This window comes from Pseudomonas sp. S2_A05, assembly GCF_054668485.1.
The window spans coordinates 4,026,448-4,052,010 of the sequence record NZ_CP162775.1; the positions used below are offsets into that span (position 1 = coordinate 4,026,448).

General features: G+C 54.3%; 27 protein-coding genes. 5 read left to right on the forward strand and 22 right to left on the reverse strand.

What is annotated here, in order from left to right; translation table 11 throughout:
• Positions 1-255 precede the first annotated feature (255 nt).
• Entirely contained in the window at positions 256-471 is a 216-nt protein-coding gene (locus AB4O12_RS18340) for a toxin-antitoxin system TumE family protein (RefSeq protein ID WP_460059375.1), read from the reverse strand.
• A 179-nt stretch (positions 472-650) separates the two neighbouring features.
• Here AB4O12_RS18340 and AB4O12_RS18345 point away from each other — a divergent pair, with 179 nt between their 5' ends.
• Positions 651-1,325, forward strand: a complete 675-nt coding sequence (locus AB4O12_RS18345; protein ID WP_460059377.1) for a GNAT family N-acetyltransferase — start codon at positions 651-653, stop codon at positions 1,323-1,325.
• Between the two features lie 292 nt (positions 1,326-1,617).
• Here the strand turns inward: AB4O12_RS18345 and AB4O12_RS18350 are convergent, their stop codons facing one another.
• The 3 genes from AB4O12_RS18350 to AB4O12_RS18360 form a co-directional block, all read right to left on the reverse strand.
• Entirely contained in the window at positions 1,618-2,553 is a 936-nt protein-coding gene (locus AB4O12_RS18350) for a hypothetical protein (protein ID WP_460059379.1), read from the reverse strand.
• A gap of 147 nt (positions 2,554-2,700) precedes the next feature.
• Positions 2,701-3,516, reverse strand: coding sequence for a UvrD-helicase domain-containing protein (locus tag AB4O12_RS18355; RefSeq protein ID WP_460059381.1), 816 nt, complete (start codon positions 3,514-3,516; stop codon positions 2,701-2,703).
• A gap of 8 nt (positions 3,517-3,524) precedes the next feature.
• Positions 3,525-5,447: an ATP-dependent nuclease gene (locus AB4O12_RS18360; RefSeq protein ID WP_460059383.1), complete on the reverse strand. Its 1,923-nt coding sequence runs from the start codon at positions 5,445-5,447 to the stop codon at positions 3,525-3,527.
• 575 nt (positions 5,448-6,022) lie between these two features.
• Between AB4O12_RS18360 and AB4O12_RS18365 the strand changes: the two genes are divergently transcribed.
• Both AB4O12_RS18365 and AB4O12_RS18370 read left to right on the forward strand, forming a co-directional pair.
• The gene (locus tag AB4O12_RS18365; RefSeq protein ID WP_460059385.1) at positions 6,023-6,352 is read left to right on the forward strand and encodes a hypothetical protein; all 330 of its coding nucleotides are present in this window, start codon (positions 6,023-6,025) and stop codon (positions 6,350-6,352) included.
• Positions 6,321-6,575: a Mov34/MPN/PAD-1 family protein gene (locus tag AB4O12_RS18370; protein WP_442101845.1), complete on the forward strand. Its 255-nt coding sequence runs from the start codon at positions 6,321-6,323 to the stop codon at positions 6,573-6,575. The genes AB4O12_RS18365 and AB4O12_RS18370 overlap by 32 nt, the downstream gene beginning before the upstream one ends.
• A 475-nt stretch (positions 6,576-7,050) precedes the next feature.
• Here AB4O12_RS18370 and AB4O12_RS18375 read toward each other — a convergent pair whose 3' ends face one another.
• Positions 7,051-7,491, reverse strand: coding sequence for a hypothetical protein (locus tag AB4O12_RS18375; protein WP_460059387.1), 441 nt, complete (start codon positions 7,489-7,491; stop codon positions 7,051-7,053).
• Between the two features lie 129 nt (positions 7,492-7,620).
• On the opposite strand from AB4O12_RS18375, the gene AB4O12_RS18380 reads away from it, so the two are divergent.
• Positions 7,621-7,842 carry a helix-turn-helix domain-containing protein gene (locus AB4O12_RS18380; protein ID WP_460059389.1) on the forward strand — a complete coding sequence of 74 codons (222 nt, stop codon included), beginning with the start codon at positions 7,621-7,623 and terminating at the stop codon, positions 7,840-7,842.
• A 42-nt stretch (positions 7,843-7,884) separates the two neighbouring features.
• On the opposite strand, the gene AB4O12_RS18385 is transcribed toward AB4O12_RS18380, so the two are convergent.
• The 6 genes from AB4O12_RS18385 to AB4O12_RS18410 all read right to left on the reverse strand — a co-directional run bounded on the left by AB4O12_RS18385 (position 7,885) and on the right by AB4O12_RS18410 (position 15,071).
• Positions 7,885-8,277: a hypothetical protein gene (locus AB4O12_RS18385; protein WP_336464835.1), complete on the reverse strand. Its 393-nt coding sequence runs from the start codon at positions 8,275-8,277 to the stop codon at positions 7,885-7,887.
• Positions 8,270-10,279, reverse strand: coding sequence for an integrase (locus AB4O12_RS18390; RefSeq protein WP_460059391.1), 2,010 nt, complete (start codon positions 10,277-10,279; stop codon positions 8,270-8,272). The genes AB4O12_RS18385 and AB4O12_RS18390 overlap by 8 nt, the downstream gene beginning before the upstream one ends.
• The gene (locus AB4O12_RS18395; RefSeq protein WP_460059393.1) at positions 10,272-11,786 is read right to left on the reverse strand and encodes a site-specific integrase; all 1,515 of its coding nucleotides are present in this window, start codon (positions 11,784-11,786) and stop codon (positions 10,272-10,274) included. The genes AB4O12_RS18390 and AB4O12_RS18395 overlap by 8 nt, the downstream gene beginning before the upstream one ends.
• Positions 11,783-13,000, reverse strand: coding sequence for a tyrosine-type recombinase/integrase (locus AB4O12_RS18400; protein ID WP_460059395.1), 1,218 nt, complete (start codon positions 12,998-13,000; stop codon positions 11,783-11,785). The genes AB4O12_RS18395 and AB4O12_RS18400 overlap by 4 nt, the downstream gene beginning before the upstream one ends.
• A 142-nt stretch (positions 13,001-13,142) precedes the next feature.
• The gene (locus AB4O12_RS18405) at positions 13,143-13,664 is read right to left on the reverse strand and encodes a single-stranded DNA-binding protein (RefSeq protein WP_041477666.1); all 522 of its coding nucleotides are present in this window, start codon (positions 13,662-13,664) and stop codon (positions 13,143-13,145) included.
• 9 nt (positions 13,665-13,673) lie between these two features.
• A complete protein-coding gene (locus AB4O12_RS18410; protein ID WP_041477665.1) occupies positions 13,674-15,071 on the reverse strand; it encodes an MFS transporter in 1,398 nt (465 codons plus the stop codon).
• A gap of 191 nt (positions 15,072-15,262) precedes the next feature.
• On the opposite strand from AB4O12_RS18410, the gene uvrA reads away from it, so the two are divergent.
• Positions 15,263-18,097, forward strand: a complete 2,835-nt coding sequence (uvrA, locus tag AB4O12_RS18415) for an excinuclease ABC subunit UvrA (protein WP_460059398.1) — start codon at positions 15,263-15,265, stop codon at positions 18,095-18,097.
• Between the two features lie 65 nt (positions 18,098-18,162).
• Here the strand turns inward: uvrA and bfr are convergent, their stop codons facing one another.
• From bfr to rpmD, 11 genes are all read right to left on the reverse strand, one after another.
• Positions 18,163-18,630 (reverse strand): bacterioferritin, encoded by a 468-nt coding sequence (gene bfr, locus AB4O12_RS18420; protein ID WP_130912285.1) that lies wholly within the window; start codon positions 18,628-18,630, stop codon positions 18,163-18,165.
• Between the two features lie 149 nt (positions 18,631-18,779).
• Positions 18,780-20,234 (reverse strand): catalase, encoded by a 1,455-nt coding sequence (locus AB4O12_RS18425; RefSeq protein WP_460059400.1) that lies wholly within the window; start codon positions 20,232-20,234, stop codon positions 18,780-18,782.
• A gap of 239 nt (positions 20,235-20,473) precedes the next feature.
• Complete coding sequence (gene rplQ / locus AB4O12_RS18430) at positions 20,474-20,860, reverse strand: 50S ribosomal protein L17 (protein ID WP_003176402.1); 387 nt, start codon at positions 20,858-20,860, stop codon at positions 20,474-20,476.
• 42 nt (positions 20,861-20,902) lie between these two features.
• Positions 20,903-21,904: a DNA-directed RNA polymerase subunit alpha gene (locus AB4O12_RS18435; RefSeq protein ID WP_016772946.1), complete on the reverse strand. Its 1,002-nt coding sequence runs from the start codon at positions 21,902-21,904 to the stop codon at positions 20,903-20,905.
• A gap of 22 nt (positions 21,905-21,926) precedes the next feature.
• Positions 21,927-22,547 (reverse strand): 30S ribosomal protein S4, encoded by a 621-nt coding sequence (gene rpsD, locus AB4O12_RS18440; protein WP_003176404.1) that lies wholly within the window; start codon positions 22,545-22,547, stop codon positions 21,927-21,929.
• Between the two features lie 18 nt (positions 22,548-22,565).
• Positions 22,566-22,955, reverse strand: coding sequence for a 30S ribosomal protein S11 (gene rpsK / locus AB4O12_RS18445; protein ID WP_002555466.1), 390 nt, complete (start codon positions 22,953-22,955; stop codon positions 22,566-22,568).
• Positions 22,956-22,985: 30 nt separating this feature from the next.
• Positions 22,986-23,342, reverse strand: coding sequence for a 30S ribosomal protein S13 (rpsM, locus tag AB4O12_RS18450; RefSeq protein WP_003186020.1), 357 nt, complete (start codon positions 23,340-23,342; stop codon positions 22,986-22,988).
• A gap of 130 nt (positions 23,343-23,472) precedes the next feature.
• Positions 23,473-23,589, reverse strand: a complete 117-nt coding sequence (gene rpmJ / locus AB4O12_RS18455; protein WP_002555468.1) for a 50S ribosomal protein L36 — start codon at positions 23,587-23,589, stop codon at positions 23,473-23,475.
• A 27-nt stretch (positions 23,590-23,616) separates the two neighbouring features.
• Complete coding sequence (gene secY / locus AB4O12_RS18460; RefSeq protein WP_016772945.1) at positions 23,617-24,945, reverse strand: preprotein translocase subunit SecY; 1,329 nt, start codon at positions 24,943-24,945, stop codon at positions 23,617-23,619.
• Complete coding sequence (gene rplO / locus AB4O12_RS18465) at positions 24,946-25,383, reverse strand: 50S ribosomal protein L15 (protein ID WP_003228720.1); 438 nt, start codon at positions 25,381-25,383, stop codon at positions 24,946-24,948.
• Between the two features lie 3 nt (positions 25,384-25,386).
• A complete protein-coding gene (rpmD, locus tag AB4O12_RS18470; RefSeq protein WP_003176408.1) occupies positions 25,387-25,563 on the reverse strand; it encodes a 50S ribosomal protein L30 in 177 nt (58 codons plus the stop codon).

Sequence of the window (25,563 nt, forward strand, 5' to 3'; positions counted from 1 at the left end):
AATCCTAGTTGGAAGTCGCGTAGCAGGCCGTCGCATCGTCCGCTATTGGCGCAGAGTGTGTGAAAAACGATTTTCGGCGAAATAGGCATCTAAAAACGATCTGGAAATCACGGCCCTACGCAAAATCCGTATCTGCTCACTTGCCGATAAACTTCAGATTTAACGTAGAAACGAGCACTTGAATTTGGGCAACGCCTTTTTTACACAGCCTGGGCCTAAAGTGGTCGCCCGCGTTCCGACATAGTTTCGGTGCCTTCAGGCAAAGCGTAGGTCCTTTTCTAAGCGCTGTAACGGTTTCAGATCCAACAGTGGGTTGCCATACGGAAGCTTGGTACGATCTCCTCGTTTTTTCGAGGGCCGCTCATGTTCATGATCGGGAAAAAATGGCAAGTCAGGATGATCGGGCGCCGAGTCATCACGGTAGATCTCCTTGCTTGCACCAGCCGGGTACAACATGTACGCGTAGTCCATTAGGGTATCAGGCGCAGCAACCAATGGCCCCGCGTTCGGCGGCGGAGCTTGGGTGTACCTGATGGGCTATTCCAACCGGTCGAGGTATGACGCCAAAATGCCAAATTGAAAATTCGGAGGGGCAGTAGATTATTCAACGTTCAAGGCAATATAATTGTTTGAAACACTAAGGATAGTCTATGAACGTTTTGCAAATTTGCGACCTTAAAACCCTCGAACCATCACATAAAAAAGATATTTTGCGCTTGGCGAAGCGCAATAGTTCCCAACTGATAAATCGGCCAGTCAAATCTAATCACCCAATGTTTGGCTTGACTACCGCTTGGATGTTAGCAGACATTGAACTTCAGTTAGATCCGTACACAAGCAGCCGGATGGGATCCGGGCTCATACTAGTTACAGATCATGAATCAAAGGCTATAGGGTTTCTAACTTATAATCGCGCTTATGACTCCTCCACCGCCTGTGGATTAAACTACGTCTGCATTGATGCCAAACACAGAAATCAGGGTTTAATGACCTTGATGATTGATCATCTGAAGTCAAACTTCACTGAAATCGCTCTTGCGTGCTTCCCGGATTTAGTTGAAATGTATGAAAAGCAAGGATTTATTATGTACGAAGCTGCCGGATCGCAAATAGCTATGCGTATTGGAAGTGAACATATCATGAAAAAAGTCGGTCCTCAAATGCTCATGGATCACAGTGATTTCAAACATGCAACTCAGCTTTTCGTAACTAAACACGGTGAAAAAAAAGCTACCAAGATAAATAATGCTTTTGACGAAGAAACAGCTTTACTCTCTAAGAGAGTTGAAGCCTTCGTTCGAGATCGCAAAACAAATTCTAAGTAGAGAGCTCTCGATCATATCCGATCTACTTTGACGGTCCAAACTCATTGAGACTGCTCCAGTCACGCGCCCGGCAACCTGGCAAGGTTACCGGTCCCCCTTTACCCCCTGCAATTAACCCCCCTCCCCTAATCAATGGCCATCCATGGTCCGTCTGCACAGGTATGGGGTATGCAGAGGGAGATGATGAGCCAGACGTACGCCACACGGCTCGATCAGTTCTGGACGATGGAGCGTTAATGACTCAAAGACTGTCAGGAAGCCCTCGTTCTCGAAGGCTGCACTTCTTGTCCTGCTACAGCAAGTGGGTGATGGCCCACCCTTGATCGGCCAATGCCGCCTTACACTCGTCCGAAACCCGTTCTGCATTGACTGCCAAGCATAGAAAACTGGTAGGTCGCGACATACCGACATACAGGTTCCGAAATTGAGAAAGCTGAGTCTCAGGCATTTTCCCGGAGCGAGTGCCAATCCCGGCAATGATGGGTAATGCCAGCTGTAGGTCGAAGCGACGACTTGGATGGCCTAGAGACTCCATGACGAGGGTTGCCAGATGCGTTTCGCCTTTCATCGAGGCGAGGGTACCGATATGAATAACTAAGCTGCGACCATTTTTTTCGATAGCGCACATGGACCGGTGGGCTCCGTGAATAGCCATGGCCTCTGGTCGCTCAAAAACCGGGAGCGCGGCGAATATCTGTGGCGTCATGTGATTTGGGAGCAACGGGCGCAGCCTCACGTATAAAAAATTCACGATACGGATACGCCTAGCTTCATCCGCATCGCTCACGTTTGTCATGCACAGATCACGAATTAGTAGTCGGAAGGCTGAAACATCTCCATCAGCGTCACGGAGTTTTCGAATTAGCTGATGATCGGTTTTTAAGCCTTCGACAATCTCTGCCTTGGCTGCGCGTAGTATCAGAAATAGTGCTCTGCGGATCTCCTCAAATCTTGATGAAAATGATGCATTTACAGCAGGCTTGGGCCCCCCGAGCAGCGCCCAGATTCGCACAAGCTTGAGTCCGGGTGATTGGTCGCCGCCCGAGGCCGGCCAGTAGTCTAAGAGGGTTCGGCCTGCTAACTGTGTTATGGCATCCCCCTGTTTGCGAGCGCAAAGGGCTTTGACTTTTCCACTGGCCAGATCGGTATCGCTGAACCGGTCTAGTACATGATCTCCAAACGTCGAGATCACTTCCTGTACTCGTCCGGTGCTATAGACGATCAGCATAGACGCGTGACGATCTTCGCCCTCTCCGGTAATAGCGGTACCTGCCAGTTGGGCTCTAGACACGGACTTAGCGATGTGGGGACCGAAGCGCTTGCTGGAGGAGATCGGTAGTACGTCACCTCTAGGGAAAGTCAGGTTTTCCGCGCCTTACGAGCTTCCAAGGATTCGTTGGTTGATGTCGCCGAAGCGCTGAATGGTGACGGTCTCATCGAACATCAGCTGCAACAAACGCTCTTGCTCCCAGGACGTGTCCTGCATTTCGTCGATGAAGACGATAGGGAACCGTCGGGATAGCTGGGTGCGAACCTTGGGGAAAAGGGTCAACAAACGTTCTGCGTACGCGAACATGTCCGCGTGCCGGAAAACCCCTTCAGCGGAGAGTTTTTCTTTGATACCGACGATTGTCGGAAGGGTTTTCGCGCCTGGTTTAGGAAGCGAGCCAAACTCGCTGGCGAGGTCCAGAGAGGCACCTTTGTAGACCAGCCCCTCTAGCATGGGCGCGACGCTCGCATTCTTTTGCATGTAAAGCTTCAAGCCAAAATTAGCTTGGGCTAACGCCAATGCCCGGCGAGCAAAGATATCATTGTCGATCACATCGACAGTCATCCCATTGCTTCGCAGGTAGGGCAGAGCCAGAAACTGATTCACCATGGCGTGAATCGTCCCGATGAAGTGGGGATGCGTGAGCAGGCGACTCCCGTCATGACTTGTACCTAGCCGATGTTGAATCTCATCACGGGCGACATTGGTATGACTGAGCACACAAACGCCTGCGCGGCTTGACGTCCATCTGCGGCTCAGCATCATAAGCTTCGCGGCTAGTACCGTGGTCTTGCCACTGCCTGGCGCGGCATTGATGTCACGAGACTGGTTCTCCAGCAATACGGCACGCCGCTCTTGATCATCGAAGTTCAAGTCGGGTGTCAGTTCGCGTAGAGCCGCAAGATCGGCAGCATTGATCATAGGGACTGTCATGGCTCAGACCTGCCAGTCAGATGCCGTAACGCCTGCTGTAGGTAAGGCGGCAGCTTATTGAACAGCTCATCGCCTTTCCCATAGTCGCCTGTTGAAATCAGGTGAGCAGCGTATTGGGCGGTGATCGCTTTTGATGCCTCTTTTTCAACGAGCGGCTGGTAGATGAGTGACGCCAGTTCCACTGGCGAGTGTCCGGCGTTCGAGAGTTCTTTCCAACGCTCGCCTGCCTCGACGATCGTTTTCTTCTCGTCGTCCTCCGTCAGCCGTTCACCCCTCGAATCGGCCTTCTTCGCTAGGTGAATTGCGTCATGCATCAACTGGGCACATCCATGAAGGGCGAGATCGAATTCCAGCGTCCAGTTGTTGGATACGCAGACAATTGTGCTACCACCCTGGGCGCGGTTGACCTTCGTTTTGACCAGCGCCTCGACTTCCTCTGGTGTGTAGTCTTTTTCGAATCGTTTACGGTTGTTCTTGGGAGGAGATATGTAGGTGGCCTCATTGGGAACGATGTCACGATCCGTGATGCAGGCAACAGGAATGGGAATCGCCGAGCCATCAATCGGCTGCAAGATTCGCGCGTAGTGATAAAGTCCAACTCCGCCGACGTTAACGCAAGAAATGCCGTGTTCGTTGAACGAGAATCCTGAAGCTGCAGCCAGAGCGGGCAGCAGCAGCGCTTCTGCTGGCCCTTCCACGATCGCAACGCCGCGAGCGAAGAACAGATTCGCTTTGGTGGCATCGATAAAGCGCCTCAAAAACTCGTAATCGCTTTTCAGCAGTTTGGTCTTCCCGTGAGCTAGGCTGAATAGGTGGGCACGGTTTACCAAGGTCAGGCTTGCGATGTCCGCACCCGCCGCCAGAGATGGGCTGTGGGTAGTCATGATGATCTGAACAGGGCGGCTATCTGGCTCCGCCGCCTTGGAGGTACGTTCGAGGAGCTGCTGAACGCGCTCCTGCAGTTGCGGATGGAGATGGGCCTCGGGTTCCTCGATCAGCAGCAGTCCGAGTTCATCACCTTCCCTCAGCAGAACCAGTTCGGTCGCCATGAACAGAGCGTTGTTATAGCCGAGCCCCCGAATGCACCGCTCACCTGGATCGATGGTGGAGGATGGCAGCAGCGCCAATTCGAAGCGTTCCAGAATGGGCTGCAGGCCCAACTGCGGAGCGATCTGGATACGTGAGGATAGGGCATCGCCGGCAAACGCGAACTTGTTCAGGTAGTTGTCGTTGATGTCGTCCTGGACATCTCTAATGACCTGATGCTCGCCTAGGTGGTGCTGAGCAAACGCCATCAGCCCGACCAGGTTGCTGGGGACGGTAGCTGGAGCTGCTAGGTCGAAGTCATTTTGCTCCTGCCCATCAATGCGTTTATGAGCGCCCAAAATTTGGGACAGCCGAGACTGGCGACCAGGGCGTAGCTCGGCTTCGGCATCTCGAAGGGGGCGCAAGTAGGTGGCTCGGATGAGCTCGCGAACCGCCGTGCCGATCTCTGGCCCCGTGCCGTTCGGGCCCGAGCAGGTGATTGCCTCGACCCGCCCAGGTTTGTTGGCCTTCGGAGGTATCCAACGCGCCTGCAGATATACGATCAAACTATGAGACCCGTCTGCTTCGTGGGTCATCCATTCGAGAACCGAGGCCTCTTGCGCGGGGTCTAGGTCCACAAGGGTGGCTTCAATGAACAGGGAGCGAGCACGTGCTGTGCCCGTAATGTGAAAGTCGGTTTCGAAGAGGCGAATGAACTCGTAGCTGGTTGTCCACAGCACGTAGCGAATCGCGTCGATTACAGACGTTTTGCCGGAATCGTTTTCCCCGACAAGGATGTTAAGTCCTGGGGCAAGCTCCCAATCAAGTGAGGGGGCAACCGTACCGTCGCCAAATGCCCGAAAATTTGACGCCCTGATCCGCTTCAAATGCATCTTGGTTCTCCGCCCTGTTGGAAAGCCTGTCCCGGATGGCGTAAGGCATTCCGAGCGCTGTGTGGCTGTGATTGGCTTGTATCACGGTATAAAGCGGGTCGGAAGGGTACCTTAGTGGCAGGGAGCCATTGGTGAGGGTGGAATGTGGATTCCATGGTCATTTGGAGAATCAATCCACGAATACTTGGACACTCATTTCATGGCCACTTGGGCAGAGGCTTTCCACTGATTCTATCCAAGCCCAGGCAAGTAGCAATGCATGACTATTCGCTATCATCGATGATCTCTCTTTTCGAAGCTTAGAGGTCATCGTGGAGCGTATATCTCATTCAGCGATACAACTGGATAGTTCCCCCTTGCAGATACCGAAATGATTCTGCTGAATCAACCTGTAATCTATCACCCGATGCGCTGGATCTGATCATTTGAGGTGTGGGGAGTACCGATGCGAATTGACCAGCGTTATTCCCCACCGGAGAGTAGTACTCAGAACACATTTCTGTGCTGGAAACTGCCTCGCCAAGGCTAGCTGTTAGAATTGCACTGGTTTAGTGATCAGGCCCTTGAGTAGAAGCATGAACGAAGAATGGACCGAAGAAGAGATGCGCCAAGCGTTGTTCGGCAACGCTGAAATATCTGCTCCAGTGAGCACTGCCCCCGTGGAAGAAATCCAGCCGCACGTCGCTGCCGTGCCCGTATCAAAAGGGGCGAAAAAGAAAGCCCCCAAAGCTTTTAATCCCAGGATTCTAGTGACGCTCCTTGTGAGCAATGAGTTTGAAGGAAGGACGCTTGAGATCGTCCATGAAGCCGATACTCTGAGTACGCTGCTGGCAGAGCAGGAAGCCACCAGAGCAGCCAGGAAAAAATTCCGGTATGTGGAAGTGGTATCGATCAAATCAATGTAATCATGTTTCCCAGGAGACCAACGGCTTGGTGCGGTACATCGGAGAATGGCATACCCACCCGCAAGAGGTGCCTAGCCCTTCACACATCGATTTGGATGAATGGGAAACTCTGGCCACGAGCCGCGCGGATCGACGCCCGCTGTTTGCTGTGGTGGTCGGACGACAGAATCTTCATGTGGAGTTGATGCATGCAGATGGCATGCGTCAGGAGTTTATTCAGTGATGATGCCTTCGACTCGATAGCCCAGTCCCGCTTTAGGGCTTTTCAGCGCTACCGCTCGGGCTGACTGTGAGCAGCTCTGAGTTACGCCAAAAAGCCCAAGAGTCAATGCCCCAAGGAAGTAAGGAGTCGGCCGAAGCCGTAAAAGTGAAGAGCCAAAAACGGCGAATCCCGCTCTAGGCGGGATTCTCAGCCGTCGATTGCATGCGTTCGACGGGGCAGGACGCTGTTACCTGGCACTGGGCCATCTGACTTTCATCAAAAGCGGGGTGCGATCCGAAGATCCCTGTAACCACCCGGTGGTTCTCGCCTAAGCGCATATCAACAATAGTCAATCGACAATCACTATGTCAATCATGAAGTCACATCTTGGATCACCGCCGCTCATCCATTAGCGACACAAAACAACTGCAACCGAGAAGCGTCGGAAGCAAAAATCAACTCACTAATCCTTGCAACTTACCGCCAAACGTAACAGCTAATCATCAGCCCCACCCTCAAATACTAAAACCTCACTTGACTCTATACGATCAGAAATGCAGCCAACTCCGCTAGAAATGTAGCACCCTCCCCCTAAAACCCTATACACATAGTAGCAATCACCAGACACAAACTTACCCTTGGAGATACTCAATAATTGCTCCATCAACCAAGACCCGCTTTTATTAAAGTATCCAGGACTGACCAATTGTACTTCTTCAACTTTTACCAACTCACTTCGAGATAAAACCAAACGTTCAAGACTAAAAACATCAGATAGCATTAACATATCTCGATATTTACCGTCTTTAGTTATTTTCGCCACAGTCACATAGAACCAGGGCTGATGAAGTCCATGCTCAATAAATCGCCACAGGTGACAATCTGGTCCGAAAGCCTCGCCAATCTGAATTTCAGCATCTGCGTAGGTACGAAACATCGCATCACTCCATTTTATACTCTATCGAGTATAGCACTTTCATTCCTGTGAAGGCCTTATCGTTCCTTTTGCGAGTAATGCACATTGGAACTGAAATACGCATTTGGGCAGGCTCTGCGAGAGCTCAGAATGAGTAAGGATCTGTCGCAGGAAAGCATAGGTGCAAGTCAAAGCTACGTGAGTGACGTCGAGCGCGGCCTGAAGACCCCCTCTATCGAGAAGCTGGATGAATTCGCCTCAACTCTTGGCATTCATCCCGTGACGATTCTTGCAAAAAGCTACCTTGTTAAAGATAGATCCCTGTCAGCGGAAGACCTGATGGCACTGGTGCGCAAAGAGCTCGGCATGTGATAGGTGGCCCGCGAAAAGATAGAAAACGTAGCGCTCTCGCCTTCATCTCTCAATATTGGGTAATGGCGCATCAAGCTTGTCTTTCGACAAACCATGCTTATACGCATTGTATTGCCACCGGATAAACTGCTCGAGCAATCTAGAGCTCTCAGCGCGAAGTCGATCATTTTCATTTTCGAGACGCTTGATTCGTTGCTCGGCAATACTCAAGCTTGCTGGCCTTTTCCCAGCAACAATGCCTGTTTTTTGCTGCTCTTTCTTATGCGAGAACGCCGTCTTAACCTGGCCATGCGAGCTGAGTGTCTGTCGAGTCGGTCGCCCACCAATGAGAGGTGCGACGGCATCGCACAGCGCGTCCCAACTCAACTTCCCTTCCCACACATCGATGATATTGACCAGGATTTCGATGTCCCTGCGGGTCAAATGCCTAGCCATCATTCCTCCTAAGCAGCGCTCGCTTATCATCAAGCGAAGGCAGTCCTGACGTGACTGTCGGAACGTTATTTGGGGTCTTAGATCGGGCATCCAGTTCACGCTTAAGCGGGCTGAACTCCTGATCATCGCTCAAGCAAATCACTGATCCTATCGGCGTTTCCAGCGATTCAAGTATCTCGATGAGCTGAGTGACCCGCTCCAAGGTTTTATGTTGATGTTGACTCCACCGATCTGCGCCGTACAAGCCGTCCTCACTTGCCCCTCGTGCCTTTTCTAGCTGATGGAAAATTCCATCGCGTTGCTGCTTCAAGCGCTCTAATCTTTCATCGTCTCCCTTGATACAAACCTGTTCGGTGCAGTTCAAGCAATCGCGGTGCTTCTGGCATGGCAACATTGAGAAGTCATGGACGCAGAACCCATACTCGGTTACGTGAGCGATCCCATCACCTATGGCATTTAGGTCAGTAAGAGTCACCGGTGTGTTCGCTTTAATTTTAGCGAGAACGCCACCTACTCCAGCCTGCCTAGCCAGATCAACGTACTCCACGTCGCTCATGTGGTTGTAGGTAGCGTTCTGATGGATATTCGCGCGACCTGACCACTTAGCGAGATCTAGCTGACCGAGATCACCTCTTTGCGCAACCGTGTTCAAAAAGTGTCGCAACTGATGCGAAGTCATTGAAATTTCGTTGCCATCCAGATTGGCGTAGCCATGACGACGCCAGATATTGCTCTCTTGACCGGGAATGTAATTTAGGTCGGTCGTGAAGGTGCTTTTACCCGGCGTCCAAAGCAGTAAAGGACTGGTCGCACGATCGAGGTGGAACTGGTGAAGGCGGAAGCAGCAAAGTGCTTGCGAATACCTGATATGCCGATCCTTGTTCTTCCAAGGCCAGCCTTCCGGTAGCTGGCTATGAGCAAATGTGTTCAGGAATGCCAAGGTCAACCGTTCTCCCTTCGCCTTGAGCTCCTGATAGGGCTCGTAACCTTTGAAATAAGGATCGACATTCAGATGCTGTAGGGATAAACCGAGCGCCATGGCAGCCTGTTCATCCGATAGCGGCTCCAGCTCGCCAACATTTGGGCAGCCAGCATGCCGATAAAACTTATCGGGATGTGTTTCATACCAGGTAGCTAACCTTCGGCCTTCTTCAGACATCTCAGCCAGACGACGCACAGCTTCGACGGCTATATCCTTTGTGACGGTCGAAACCCACTTGATATCAGCGCCATAACCTTTACCAGAGTAGAAGCGCAGACCAAGGCGCTCGACACCTTTGCTGTCGACCTCTAAGTGCATGCAGTTAATCGGTAAATCCTGAACTTCACTAATACGTGATGGAGCGCACATCAATAGGGCGAATATCGAAGTCGTGAAACGATCTCGAGGAGCCTGAAGATTATTTGCAAACATCTCGCCCATATACTCAAGCAAGTGCTGTTCGGGCATTTTTTCAGCTCGCTTCTTTTTCGCCTCCATGTCTGTTCGGTGTATTTCCTTAGGCTTAGAGATCGGATTTCTCCAATTGATAGGCCTTGGAATGATTTTACTTTCGTTGAGAAAATTTATGAGGTGCACCAAGCTACTGCCCGCTTGATATGCAGTCGACTTGTATTCTCGGGCAACCTCAGCGGCTACATCCATAACTTGAATATCTGTTAACGTGATATCCGCTCGCCCTTTGACTTGCAAAAGCGCCTTCTCGATGCAGCGAATCGCTTTAAACTCATTCTTGAGCTTGTTGGGTTTATGCCCCTGCTGGTACCGCACATACGCCTTGGCGAAAGGGACGATTTCGAAATTTAGTAGCTGCCTGTCGGTAAATCCACGAGCGGGGGCCCCCATAACGGTGAAGTTGCCCACCCCTGGGCAGGTATCGCGCTCCCACTCAAGATCAGCCCCGAATACCGTAAGCCTGTCACGACACATTTCAATGAAATCACTGAGATTGCTTTTGGCATCGATTACATTCTTCGGTCTGAACAGGAGGATTTCAGCCACGACCAACCTCCTTTTTCATCGAATTGCAGCGGTTAACCACATCGCTTACGGCAAGAATCAATCGGTCGTTTACGGAAGCGATTTTCCTGTCTTCCGTCCGTTCCATGACCTTGTCGCGCTCATTGATCAAGCCCTTCAGAACAGCTTCGTGGGGTCCGTCCAACCACGGCTGGAAGTGACTGCAGGTGTAACACGCAATGGGGGCAAGGGCGCCGCAAAAACCATAGCTACCGCAGGTGCCAAGGTTTGCAGCACCATTGGAAATTCTGCTGTTTGGGTCATCTCCGCGCTTCGCGTCTCTCTCAGACACGACAAGCACGCCTTGAAACGCTTGTGCGATGGGCGCCAATTGCAAGGCAACCGCTTTATCAATTCGTTCGACAATCTCAGGAATGTTCCGGACGTACACTCCAGCGTTTTGAGTATCGGAATGATCAAGTGCTTCCGCAATGATAAGTTCGCCCCTGCCCTCTCTGGCTAAATTGGTGCCCAGCGTGTAACGAAAGCGGGTCGGATTCAGGTGCAGCAATCCCCCCGTGCGCTCACTGAAAACGCCCGTCGTTTTTGCCACCAGATCCATCGACTCCTTCACTGAAGCGCTGGGTGCGTGCAAACGATCTCCTACCAACTGGCTTCTGAGATCGGATCGCGCATCTAACGCACCGATTGCTGGAAATAGCGGCAGCTCCCCCACCAAGTCCAGCGGAACTTCTCTTCCCAGCACGCGGGAAAATGCACGCTGAACTTCCTCGGCCTGCTGCTGCAGAATTAGCCAGAGGTCTTCGACTATCGAGAACTCTTTGAAAGATGTACGCCAAGACTGATTACGCTGCTTAGCACGTGGAAAACTGATGAAGTATCTGTCAGATCGACAAATAAGATCGCGCAATTTCAATCCGGTAATCTGACTAGGTCGCCGCCCTGTCATGGCCAAAGTCAGTGCATAACACGCATCAATCAGCGCCAATCGATTCGCCACGTAGTCCCTGATGACTGCTGCTGTAATGCCCTGCATTTCGATATCTGTCAGCGGTCCGCTATCGGGGCACATCGATTGAACCGCATAGCCTTTTTCATTCCCTTTGAGCGTCCATTTGTCTAATAGGGTTAGCGCGTCCTTAGGAATACCTGCATATCCAAGTCTATCCCACTGCCTTATGAGTCCACGCAGTGTCCCCAAATACCATTCCGTTTTCGCGTCCAAAGTAGAGCGATACGAAATCAGCGACTCGGAACTGAAAGGCTTGCCCCCTACGGTAGACTCGAGGTAATACTTACAGCGATAAAATAAATTTTGGACGTGCGAAGGTGAACCGGATCTGGCGTAAAATGCGAGTACTTGCCGAAAGGCTAGGTACATAATCTCACTTAAAAGCGGTGTCACAACAGAAATAGGTATTTCAACATCCTTACTTAGCTTCCACCGATCACTATCAACCCTAACTAAATACCCCTCTCTTGAGTAAAACTCTTCAGTGGCACCAGTGTATGATGTAAGCACGCTCATAAAGCACCGCCCTTAAGAGCCTTATCTAGATGTTTATATTGAAGTTCAAGAACCGCTTTACTTGCCAGTTCTTTGGTATGCCTGCGGTTGTAGGTCGCAGCAGTGCCAGAAGTCTCACTCCAACCCATGAGATATGAACGGATTTTTTCTTCGCGCTGAGGTGTTATGCCTTGGATTTCGCAGGTCTTCGAGAAAGAATAGTTCCAATGATGGCGTAGCGCATGAGCGTGGATATCGCGATTACCTTCGACGATATTTTTCAGCATCCCCATGAATTTACCAAACCCGGCATTCGATAACGGTAGCCCCTGCGAACCTCCCGACTTATGCGTTATGAAGAGATAGCCGTGCTTTTTGGCGCCAGGTACTTTATTTCTGAGCCTGACTACATAGTTATAAATCTGATCTGCAAGTTCAGGTATCAGCGGGAAGACACGCTCCCGCGTCTTTACGACTGGCTGATAGGCCCTCGCATCCCCCTTTGAATCGGGGCGCCTGACGACCTGCATTGTATTCATTCCAAAGTCTATATCTTCGACTTTTAGATTTAACAGCTCGCCTCGGCGCAGCCCAGTGATACGGAGAATGGCAAACATCAGCGCGTTACGTACCTGGACGGCATACTCTCGCACCGGGTTGTTGGCTGAGCCAGGCCTCAGCGTAATCTCGAGCGTATCAAGCACCGTGTCATCCAGATATTTGTCTTCTCGACTCACAATGGATTTATCCGACGTCTTTGGTCGGTTGGCCTTGATCTGCGACACCATTCGCTCAACACCATCATGGCTCGAAATAGAGGCCGGTAGATTCTGGTCTGCGAGAAAACCCAGATAGTCCGCAATTACTGACATCCGCGCGTACTGATTGCCCTTACTTACGGTTCGCACCCTGCGGGAAATTGAAACGACACTCCCCCCATCCTCATCGGCCAAGGGCTTCTGCATGAAATCACGCAGCGAATGGATTTCGTGACTTAGCAGCAGCTCACCAGACGAAAAACGCGATTCGACATCAATGTTGTAGTAACGCTGCCATGCATACATGGCTTTGAGGGCACTGAGTGCGCTTTGAATTGTATTCAGAGCTAATGAGCGTCCGCGCATGTGCACGGTTACGTAAAGCGCAGGGTAAAACAGAGGCATCCCAAGCTCATCGACGAGAACGATGAGCCGCTCACCATTTGAGGACTTAACCCTACGAAGAGAGAGGTTCATAGCAGCCACCTATTCTTTACATTTTTACAGGGTAGTACCTCACAGGAATTTGCTCAGAATATTTTTAACGCTCAGAAAAGACGAAGCCCCCGCATGGCGGGGGCTTCGTGGCTAAACTTTACAAAAAGCTCTAAGGTATGGCCTAGAACGGAATATCGTCATCGAAGCTGTCGAAATCCGGAGCCGGTTGCGGTGCGGCCTGCTGCGGTGCTTGCGGAGCCGAACGCTGCTGTGGAGCCGACTGCTGCGGGCGCGGTGCCTGCTGACGTGGCGCCTGCTGCTGGTAGTTGTTGCCGCCGCCTTGCTGGTCGCCCTGTTGTGGACGGCCGCCGAGCAGTTGCATGGTGCCTTGCATGTCGACCACGATTTCAGTGGTGTAACGCTTGATGCCGTCCTTTTCCCACTCGCGGGTCTGCAGCTTGCCTTCGATGTAGACCTGCGAACCCTTGCGCAGGTATTCACCGGCGATCTCGGCAACCTTGCCGAACATCGACACACGGTGCCACTCGGTCTTCTCGACCTTCTGACCGGTCTGCTTGTCGGTCCATTGTTCGCTGGTGGCCAGACTCAGGTTGGTCACGGCATTACCGTTAGGCAGGTAGCGAACTTCGGGATCCTGGCCGCAAGTGCCGACCAATATGACTTTGTTAACCCCACGGGCCATAACGTTCTCCTAAGCGTCGCACGCAGCCCCGGCCGGGTTGTTGACCAGGCGTTCGAGGGTGGTGCGATCCACTAATTCTTTGTCCAGTTTGATGTAAACAGCCGCCTCTTCGGCGACTATCACTGCATCTGTTACCCCTACCAGGGCCTTGAGGCGCTCGACCAGACCCGCTTCGCGGATCGCTTCGGGCGACAACGGCAAGCGCAGGCTCGTCACGTAGGGAGGTTCGCGCATGGTAACAGCAAAGGCCAGCCAAAGTGCAGCCAGCGCGGCGCATCCGAGGAACACAACCGACAGACCGCCATGCTGGAACAACCAGCCGCCGAGTATCCCGCCGAGTGCCGAACCGAGGAACTGGCTGGTGGAGTACACGCCCATGGCCGTGCCCTTGCCGCCTGCCGGTGAAACCTTGCTGATCAGCGACGGCAACGATGCCTCGAGCAGATTGAACGCGGTGAAAAACACCACCGTACCGATCACCAGAGCACGCAGGCTGTCGCCGAACTGCCAGAAGAATAGTTCAGTCAGCATCAATGTCATGACGGCGCCGAGCAAAACTCGTTTCATTTTGCGTTTCTTCTCGCCGTAGATAATGAACGGGATCATGGCGAAGAACGAAATCAGCAACGCGGTGAGGTAGACCCACCAGTGCTGCTCCTTGGGCAAACCGGCTTTTTCCACCAGTGCCAGCGGCAAGGCCACGAAGCTCGACATCAACATGGCATGTAACACAAAGATGCCCAGATCCAGGCGCAGCAGGTCCGGGTGTTTGAGCGTCGGCATCAGTGCCTGCCGGGCGACGCCGGACTCACGGTGCTGCAACGGCCCGGTGGATTGCGGCACCATGAACATGATGATCAGGATGCCGACCAGCGCCATGGCGCCAGTGGCGAGGAACAGCCCGGACAGCCCGAACGCACTGGTCAGTAACGGCCCGACCACCATGGCCACGGCAAACGACAGGCCGATGGTCATGCCGATCATCGCCATGGCTTTGGTGCGATGCTGCTCGCGGGTCAGGTCGGAAAGCAGCGCCATCACCGCCGCAGAAATCGCCCCGGCGCCCTGCAGGATCCGCCCGGCGATCACGCCCCAGATCGAATCGGCCTGGGAAGCCAGAACACTGCCCAGAGCGAAGACGATCAGGCCGAGGTAGATCACCGGCCGGCGACCGATGCGGTCGGAAATGATCCCGAACGGAATCTGGAAAATTGCCTGGGTCAGACCGTAAGCGCCAATCGCCAGCCCGATCAGGGCCGGGGTCGCTCCCGCCAGATCCATGCCATAGGTCGCCAGCACCGGCAACACCATGAACATGCCAAGCATACGGAAGGCGAACACCAGGGCCAGACCGCTCGCCGCGCGGGTCTCGCTGCCACTCATGCGTTCGCTGTGGGGATCGTGCATGGAAAAACCTCGTGTGAACCGGCGGCGATTCTACCAGTCCCATCGGAAGACGGGGTATATCGCGACGCTATGACGCGTATAGATGAAACTCTCTTCATGAACGGCAAAACGCCCTTCGTTTGATAGTGTGCATCCATCCAGTATTTGCCCGTATACTCCTACGTTTTCGACGCCCGCCAAGCGAGGCCACTTTGGACAAGATCCTGATACGTGGGGCCCGTACCCACAACCTGAAGAACATCGACCTGACCCTGCCGCGGGACAAACTGATCGTCATCACCGGCCTGTCCGGATCCGGCAAGTCGTCCCTGGCGTTCGACACGCTGTATGCCGAAGGTCAGCGCCGCTATGTCGAATCGCTGTCGGCCTATGCCCGGCAGTTCCTGTCGATGATGGAAAAACCCGACGTCGACACCATCGAAGGCCTGTCGCCGGCGATCTCCATCGAACAGAAGTCGACCTCGCACAACCCGCGTTCGACGGTCGGCACCATCACCGAAATCTACGACTACTTGCGCTTGCTCTATGCCCGCGTGGGTACGCCGCGTTGCCCGGATCACGACATTCCACTGGAGGCGCAGACCGTCAGCCAGATGGTCGATCTGGTGCTGGCGCAGCCGGAAGGCAGCAAACTCATGCTGCTGGCGCCGGTGATCCGCGAGCGCAAGGGCGAACACCTGTCGGTCTTCGAGGAATTGCGTGCGCAAGGTTTCGTCCGCGCCCGGGTCAACGGACGCATTTGCGAGCTCGACGAGCTGCCGAAGCTGGATAAACAGAAGAAGCATTCGATCGATGTGATCGTTGACCGCTTCAAGGTCCGCGCCGATCTGCAGCAACGTCTGGCCGAGTCTTTCGAGACTGCGCTGAAACTCGCCGACGGCATTGCCTTGGTCGCGCCGATGGACGACGAGCCGGGCGAAGAAATGATCTTCTCCGCACGCTTCGCCTGCCCGATCTGCGGCCATGCGATCAGCGAGCTGGAACCCAAGCTGTTTTCCTTCAACAACCCGGCCGGCGCCTGCCCGACCTGTGATGGCCTGGGTGTGAAGCAGTTCTTCGACATCAAGCGTCTGGTCAATGGCGAGCTGACCCTGGCCGAGGGCGCGATCCGTGGCTGGGACCGGCGCAACGTCTATTACTTCCAGATGCTTGGCTCACTCGCCTCGCACTACAAGTTCAGCCTGGACAAGCCCTTCAACGAGCTGAGCGCCGAGCAGCAGAAGTTCATCCTGCATGGCAGCGGCTCGCAGAACGTCGACTTCAAATACCTGAACGACCGTGGCGACATCGTCAAACGCTCGCACCCGTTCGAAGGCATCGTGCCGAATCTTGAGCGCCGCTATCGCGAAACCGAATCGGCGAGCGTGCGCGAAGAGCTGGCCAAGTTCCTCAGCCATCAGGCCTGCCCGGATTGCCGTGGCACGCGTCTGCGCCGCGAAGCGCGGCACGTCTGGGTCGGCGAGAAAACCCTGCCGGCAGTGACCAATCTGCCGATCGGCGATGCCTGTGAATACTTCGGTGCGCTGAAGATGACCGGTCGGCGTGGCGAGATCGCCGACAAGATCCTCAAGGAAATCCGCGAGCGTCTGCAATTTCTGGTCAACGTCGGCCTCGACTATCTGTCGCTGGATCGCAGTGCCGACACATTGTCCGGTGGCGAGGCGCAACGGATTCGTCTGGCAAGCCAGATTGGCGCGGGCCTGGTCGGCGTTCTGTATATCCTCGATGAACCATCCATTGGCTTGCATCAGCGCGACAACGACCGGCTGCTCGGTACGCTCAAGCATTTGCGCGATATCGGCAACACGGTGATCGTGGTCGAGCATGATGAAGACGCGATTCGTCTGGCTGACTATGTCGTCGATATCGGCCCGGGCGCCGGTGTGCACGGCGGGCAGATCGTTGCCGAGGGCACGCCGGACGAAGTCATGGCACACCCTGATTCGCTGACCGGCAAATACCTGTCCGGCCGGGTGAAGATCGAAGTGCCGGCCAAACGCACCCCACGCAACAAGAAGCTCAACCTGTCGCTCAAGGGTGCGCGCGGCAACAATCTGCGCAATGTCGATCTGGACATCCCGATCGGCTTGCTGACGTGCGTGACTGGCGTATCCGGTTCGGGCAAATCGACACTGATCAACAACACGCTGTTCCCGCTGAGCGCCACGGCGCTCAATGGTGCGACCACACTGGTAGCGGCCGCACATGACAGCATCAAAGGTCTGGAACATCTCGACAAAGTCGTCGACATCGACCAGAGCCCGATCGGTCGTACGCCGCGCTCCAACCCGGCGACCTATACCGGGCTGTTCACGCCGATCCGCGAACTGTTTGCCGGCGTGCCCGAGTCGCGCTCCCGGGGTTACGGCCCGGGGCGTTTCTCGTTCAACGTCAAGGGCGGTCGCTGCGAAGCGTGCCAGGGCGACGGCCTGATCAAGGTGGAAATGCACTTTCTGCCGGACATCTACGTGCCCTGCGATGTGTGCAAGAGCAAGCGCTACAACCGCGAAACCCTTGAAATCAAGTACAAGGGCAAGAGCATCCACGAGACCCTCGAAATGACCATCGAGGAAGCTCGGGAGTTCTTCGATGCAGTGCCGGCACTGGCGCGCAAGCTGCAAACGCTGATGGATGTCGGCCTGTCCTACATCAAGCTCGGGCAGTCGGCGACGACCCTGTCCGGCGGTGAAGCACAGCGGGTCAAGTTGTCGCGCGAGCTGTCCAAACGCGATACCGGCAAGACCCTGTACATCCTCGACGAGCCGACCACCGGCCTGCACTTCGCCGATATCCAGCAGTTACTCGATGTTCTGCATCGTCTGCGCGATCACGGCAACACCGTGGTGGTGATCGAGCATAACCTTGATGTGATCAAGACCGCTGACTGGCTGGTGGACCTCGGTCCTGAAGGCGGTTCCAAGGGCGGGCAGATCATTGCCACCGGTACGCCGGAGGAAGTTGCCGAGATGAAGCAATCTCACACCGGCCATTACCTCAAGCCGCTGCTGATCCGTGATCGGGCGTAACTGCCAAGCATGAAAAAGCCCCTGTCACCGTTGAGGTGCCAGGGGCTTTTTTGTAGCTGGTGCAATCAGGACGCGTGGGATTGCAGGTAGTTCTCGAGACCGATCAGCTTGATCAGGCCCAGCTGCTTTTCCAGCCAGTAGGTGTGATCTTCTTCGGTGTCATTGAGTTGAACCCGCAGAATCTCACGGCTGACGTAATCCTGATGCTGCTCGCAAAGCTCGATGCCTTTGCACAGCGCAGCGCGGACTTTGTATTCGAGGCGCAGATCAGCTTCGAGCATCGTAGGCACGGTGGTACCGACGTCCAGATCATCCGGACGCATGCGCGGCGTGCCTTCAAGCATCAGAATCCGCCGCATCAATGCATCGGCGTGGCCGGCTTCTTCTTCCATCTCGTGGTTGATGCGCTCGTAGAGCTTGGTGAACCCCCAGTCCTCATACATCCGCGAATGAACGAAATATTGGTCACGCGCGGCCAGCTCGCCGGTCAGCAACGTATTGAGGTAATCGATTACATCTGGGTGGCCTTGCATCGCCCTACATCTCCCTTCCTGAAAGTCTGTAGTTTGAACCAACCTGACTGGAAGGTCACTCACCGCACGCAATAAAAGCGAAGATATTCTGAGAAAAGCAGGCCAAATAACGCAAAAACCGCCCAAATGAGGGCGGTTCTGCTTCTCGTTTAGACTTCGTTAAGCTGTAGGCTGAGCAGCTTTGCGATTGCTTCTCCATACGCTGGATCGGCTTTGTAGAAATGCTGCAACTGGCGATCGACGACGTCGCTGGAAACACCCGCCATCGCACCGGCAATGTTGCTAACCAGCAGCGCTTTTTGCTCTTCGCTCATCAAGCGGAACAAGGCACCGGCATGGCTGTAGTAGTCGGTGTCTTCGCGGTGATCATAGCGATCAGCGGCACCGCTCAAGGCCAGCGCTGGCTCAGCGTAATGTGGCGCTTGCTTCGGCGACTCAACGTAGCTGTTCGGTTCATAGTTCGGCGCCGCGCCGCCATTGCTGCCGAACGCCATAGAGCCGTCACGCTGATAAGTATTCACCGGGCTGCGCGGAGCGTTCACCGGCAATTGCTGGTGGTTGGTGCCCACACGGTAGCGGTGCGCGTCAGCGTAGGCGAATACGCGACCCTGCAGCATACGGTCCGGCGACAGACCCACGCCTGGCACCATGTTGCTCGGGCCAAACGCAGCCTGTTCAACTTCAGCGAAGTAGTTCAGCGGGTTGCGGTTCAACTCCAGCTCACCAACTTCGATCAACGGAAACTCTTTCTGCGACCAAGTCTTGGTCACATCAAACGGATTCTCATAATGAGCCGCCGCTTGCGCTTCGGTCATGATCTGAATGCACACGCGCCATTTCGGGAATTCACCGCGCTCGATCGCTTCGAACAGATCACGCTGCGCATAGTCCGGGTCGGTACCCGCCAAACGGGCGGCGTCGGCCGGCGTCAGGTTCTTGATGCCTTGCTGGGTCTTGTAGTGCCACTTCACCCAGTGACGCTCGCCTTTGGCGTTGATCAGGCTGTAAGTGTGGCTGCCGAAGCCGTGCATATGGCGATAGCCGTCAGGGATGCCACGATCAGAAAACAGGATGGTGACCTGGTGCAGCGCCTCAGGCGAATGCGACCAGAAATCCCACATCATCTGCGCGCTTTTCAGGTTGCTTTGCGGCAGACGCTTTTGCGTGTGGATAAAGTCCGGAAACTTCAGCGGATCACGGATGAAGAACACTGGCGTGTTGTTGCCAACGATGTCCCAGTTGCCTTCATCGGTGTAGAACTTCAAGGCGAAGCCGCGCGGATCGCGCTCGGTGTCGGCTGAACCACGCTCGCCACCTACGGTGGAAAAGCGCAGAAAGGTTGGCGTTTGTTTGCCTACCGTCTCGAACAACTTCGCACTGGTGTATTCAGTGATGTCACGGGTAACGGTGAACGTGCCGTAGGCGCCCGAGCCTTTAGCGTGGACACGGCGCTCAGGAATGTTTTCACGGTTGAAGTGCGCGAGTTTTTCGATCAAATGGAAATCGTCGAGAAGCAGCGGACCGCGTGGGCCGGCGGAGCGGGAATTCTGGTTGTCAGCGACTGGCGCGCCACTGGCGGTTGTAAGCGTCTTGGTCTGGCTCATGCGGTCTTCTTCCTCTGTCAGTCTTGAACTGCCGGCTAATGGGCTTGGCGGGAAGTATTGATCATCAACGTTACAGCTACAAATTCATTAACCTGCAAGCATCGATAGATAATTACTAATTATGTTTTCCCGGCACATAGTGGCAGTTCAGCCATGTCAGAAACTTGTATGGACGGCGCATTTCTTACGGGCACAAAAAACCGGGCACTAGGCCCGGTTTTTCGTTTCAGACTGACGTCTTACTCGGCGGATACAGCTTCGCCAGCAGTAGCACGATCAACCAACTCGACGTACGCCATAGGCGCGTTGTCGCCAGCGCGGAAACCGCACTTGAGGATGCGCAGGTAGCCACCCTCACGGGTAGCGTAACGCTTGCCCAGGTCGTTGAAGAGCTTACCAACGATAGCTTTCGAACGAGTACGGTCGAAAGCCAGACGGCGGTTAGCCAGGCTGTCTGTCTTGGCCAGAGTGATCAGCGGCTCGGCAACGCGGCGCAGTTCTTTGGCTTTTGGCAGAGTAGTTTTGATCAGCTCGTGCTCGAACAGCGACACCGCCATGTTTTGGAACATGGCCTTGCGGTGCGAGCTGGTGCGGCTCAGGTGACGACCACTTTTACGATGACGCATGGTTCATTCCTTACCAAACACTACGTTCGGTGATTACGACGATCAGGCAGTCGCCTTGTCGTCCTTCTTAAGACTTGCAGGCGGCCAGTTGTCGAGGCGCATGCCGAGGGACAGACCGCGGGAGGCCAGAACGTCCTTGATTTCAGTCAAGGATTTCTTGCCCAGGTTCGGAGTCTTCAACAGCTCTACTTCGGTACGCTGAATCAGGTCGCCGATGTAGTAGATGTTTTCCGCCTTAAGGCAGTTAGCCGAACGTACAGTCAGTTCCAGATCGTCAACCGGGCGAAGCAGGATCGGATCGATCTCGTCTTCCTGCTCGACAACCAGCGGCTCACTTTCACCTTTGAGGTCGACGAACGCAGCCAGCTGCTGTTGCAGGATGGTTGCAGCGCGACGGATAGCCTCTTCAGGATCCAGGGTACCGTTGGTTTCCAGATCAATAACCAGCTTGTCCAGGTTGGTACGCTGTTCGACACGGGCGTTTTCCACCACGTAAGCGATACGGCGAACCGGGCTGAACGAAGAGTCGAGCTGCAAGCGACCGATGCTGCGGCTTTCGTCTTCATCGCTCTGACGCGAGTCGGCTGGTTCATAACCACGACCACGAGCTACGGTGAGCTTCATGTTCAGGGCGCCGTTAGACGCCAGGTTAGCGATTACGTGATCGGGATTAACGATCTCGACATCATGATCCAGCTGAATATCGGCAGCGGTAACCACCCCCGAACCCTTCTTCGACAAGGTCAGCGTAACTTCGTCACGACCGTGCAGCTTGATGGCCAGACCTTTAAGGTTCAACAGGATTTCAATTACGTCTTCCTGTACACCTTCGATGGCGCTGTACTCGTGGAGCACACCGTCAATCTCGGCCTCGACTACTGCGCAGCCGGGCATTGAGGACAACAGGATGCGGCGCAGCGCGTTGCCCAGGGTGTGGCCAAAACCACGCTCGAGAGGCTCGAGAGTGATCTTGGCGCGGGTTGGACTGACAACCTGCACATCAATGTGGCGGGGTGTCAGGAACTCATTTACCGAAATCTGCATGGATGCACCTATTTTCTAGCCCTTACTTGGAGTAGAGCTCGACAATCAGGCTTTCGTTGATGTCGGCGGACAGATCACTGCGAGCAGGAACGTTCTTGAAAACGCCCGACTTCTTCTCAGTGTCTACTTCTACCCATTCTACGCGGCCACGTTGGGCACACAGATCGAGAGCTTGGACAATGCGAAGCTGGTTTTTTGCTTTCTCGCGAACTGCAACCACGTCACCAGCACGAACCTGATACGACGGAACGTTTACGGTCTGACCGTTAACGCTGATCGACTTGTGCGATACCAGTTGACGGGATTCGGCACGAGTCGAACCAAAGCCCATACGGTATACAACGTTGTCCAGACGGCATTCGAGCAGTTGCAGCAGGTTTTCACCGGTTGCACCTTTCTTGCCAGCAGCTTCTTTGTAGTAGCCGCTGAACTGACGCTCGAGAACGCCGTAGATACGACGGACCTTCTGCTTTTCACGCAGTTGGGTGCCGTAGTCGGACTGGCGACCGCGGCGCTGGCCGTGGATACCAGGTGCTGCTTCAATGTTGCACTTCGATTCGATCGCGCGCACGCCGCTCTTCAGGAAGAGATCGGTGCCTTCGCGACGAGCGAGTTTGCATTTTGGACCAATGTAACGAGCCATTCTTTACAATCTCCTGGATTACACGCGGCGCTTCTTCGGCGGACGGCACCCGTTGTGCGGGATTGGCGTCACGTCGGTGATGCTGGCGATCTTGTAGCCACAGCCGTTCAAAGCGCGGACTGCGGATTCACGACCTGGACCTGGACCCTTGACGTTGACGTCGAGGTTTTTCAGGCCGTATTCCAGCGCAGCTTGACCAGCACGTTCAGCAGCTACTTGAGCAGCGAACGGGGTGGACTTGCGGGAACCGCGGAAACCCGAACCACCGGAGGTAGCCCAGGAAAGAGCGTTACCTTGACGGTCGGTAATGGTCACGATGGTGTTGTTAAAAGATGCATGGATGTGGGCGATGCCATCAACCACTGTCTTTTTAACTTTTTTACGAGGACGAGCAGCAGGTTTTGCCATGATTAAATTCCTGTCGATTCGCTGGGGCGATTACTTGCGGATCGGCTTACGCGGACCTTTACGGGTACGCGCGTTGGTCTTGGTACGCTGACCGCGTACTGGCAGACCACGACGATGACGCAGACCGCGATAGCAACCGAGGTCCATCAAGCGCTTGATTTTCATGTTGATTTCGCGACGCAGGTCACCTTCAGTGGTGAACTTCGCCACTTCGCCACGCAGCTGTTCAATTTGCTCGTCGCTCAGATCTTTGATCTTTGCTGCTGGGTTTACCCCAGTCACTGCACAGATCTTCTGCGCAGTAGTGCGACCAACACCATAGATGTAGGTCAGCGAGATAACAGTATGCTTGTTATCTGGAATGTTAACGCCTGCAATACGGGCCATTCAGTGGGACTCCAATTGACAGCTACCTACGCCCCGGAAGCCAAGAAATAGGGCGCGAGATAATATCGCTGTAATAACAAATAATCAACCCGGTAGCGCACTAGCTACCGGGCTTGAAGCACAATCACACTCAGCCTTGGCGCTGTTTGTGACGCGGTTCCGCGCTGCAAATTACTCGAACAACACCTTCGCGGCGAATAATCTTGCAGTTACGGCACAGCTTTTTCACCGATGCACGAACTTTCATCACCAACTCCTCGAACCTTATGGGTACTCAGCGCAACATGCCGCTGCCGTAACCCTTCAGGTTGGCTTTCTTCATCAGGGATTCGTACTGGTGCGAAACGAGGTGCGATTGTACTTGGGACATGAAGTCCATCACAACCACGACCACGATCAGCAACGAGGTCCCGCCAAGGTAGAACGGAACGTTTGCTGCAACCACCAGGAATTGGGGCAACAGGCACACGGCCGTCATGTAAAGAGCACCGAACAGGGTCAAGCGGGTCAGAACGCCATCAATATAGCGCGCAGACTGCTCACCTGGACGAATGCCCGGAATAAAGGCACCGGACTTCTTCAGGTTTTCCGCTACGTCTTTCGGATTGAACATCAACGCCGTATAGAAGAAGCAGAAGAAAATAATCCCTGCACTAAACAGCAGAATATTCAACGGCTGACCAGGAGCGATCGACTGCGAGATGTCCTGCAACCAGCCCATACCTTCAGACTGACCGAACCAGGCACCCAACGAAGCCGGGAACAGCAAAATGCTGCTCGCGAAAATAGCCGGAATAACACCGGCCATGTTCACCTTCAGCGGCAAGTGGCTTGTCTGCGCAGCAAAAACCTTGCGGCCCTGCTGACGCTTGGCGTAATGAACAGCGATACGACGCTGACCACGCTCAATGAACACCACGAAACCGATAATCGCTACTGCCAGCAAACCGATGGCAACCAGGGCGAAGATGTTGATATCGCCCTGACGCGCAGACTCGAAAGACTGCCCGATTGCTCTCGGAAGACCGGCGACGATACCCGAAAAAATCAACATCGAGATACCGTTGCCAACACCACGCTCAGTAATCTGCTCACCCAGCCACATCATGAACATCGCACCAGCCACAAATGTGGTTACCGCGACGAAATGGAAGCCAAAGTCACCAGTGAACGCGACGCCCTGCCCCGCCAGACCAATGGACATGCCAATAGCCTGGACCAGAGCGAGAGCGACGGTGAGGTAGCGGGTGTACTGGCTAATCTTGCGACGGCCAGCTTCACCTTCCTTCTTCAACTGCTCCAGCTGCGGGCTGACGGCGGTCATCAATTGCATGATGATCGATGCCGAAATGTACGGCATGATCCCCAGTGCAAAGATGCTCATCCGTTCCAGCGCGCCGCCGGAGAACATGTTGAACAAGCTAAGAATGGTCCCCTCATTCTGTCGAAACAGGTCTGCGAGTCGGTCCGGGTTGATACCTGGAACCGGGATGTGTGCGCCTATTCGGTAGACGATAATCGCCAGGAACAGAAAACGCAGACGAGCCCAGAGTTCAGACATACCGCCTTTGCCGAGCGCAGAGAGAGCACCTTGCTTAGCCATTTATTCCTCGAACTTGCCGCCAGCTGCTTCGATAGCCGCACGCGCACCTTTGGTGGCGCCGATTCCCTTGCCGATAGTGACAGCGCGAGTCACTTCACCGGACAGCATGATTTTCACACGCTGTACGTTGACGTTGATCACGTTGGCATCTTTCAGGGACTGCACAGTAACGATGTCGCCTTCCACTTTAGCCAGCTCGGACAAACGCACTTCTGCGCGATCCATGGCTTTCAGGGAAACGAAACCGAACTTAGGCAGACGACGATGCAGCGGCTGTTGACCGCCTTCAAAGCCTGGAGCGATGGTGCCACCGGAGCGGGAGGTCTGACCTTTGTGACCACGGCCACCAGTCTTGCCCAAACCACTACCGATACCACGGCCCGGACGATGCTTTTCGCGACGGGAACCCGGCGCTGGACTCAGATCATTGAGTTTCATCGATTAACCCTCGACACGCAGCATGTAGTAAGCCTTGTTGATCATCCCGCGATTCTCGGGAGTATCCTGGACTTCTACAGTGTGACCGATGCGACGCAGACCCAGACCCTTAACGCACAGTTTGTGGTTAGGGATGCGGCCGGTCATGCTTTTGATCAGCGTAACTTTAACGGTAGCCAT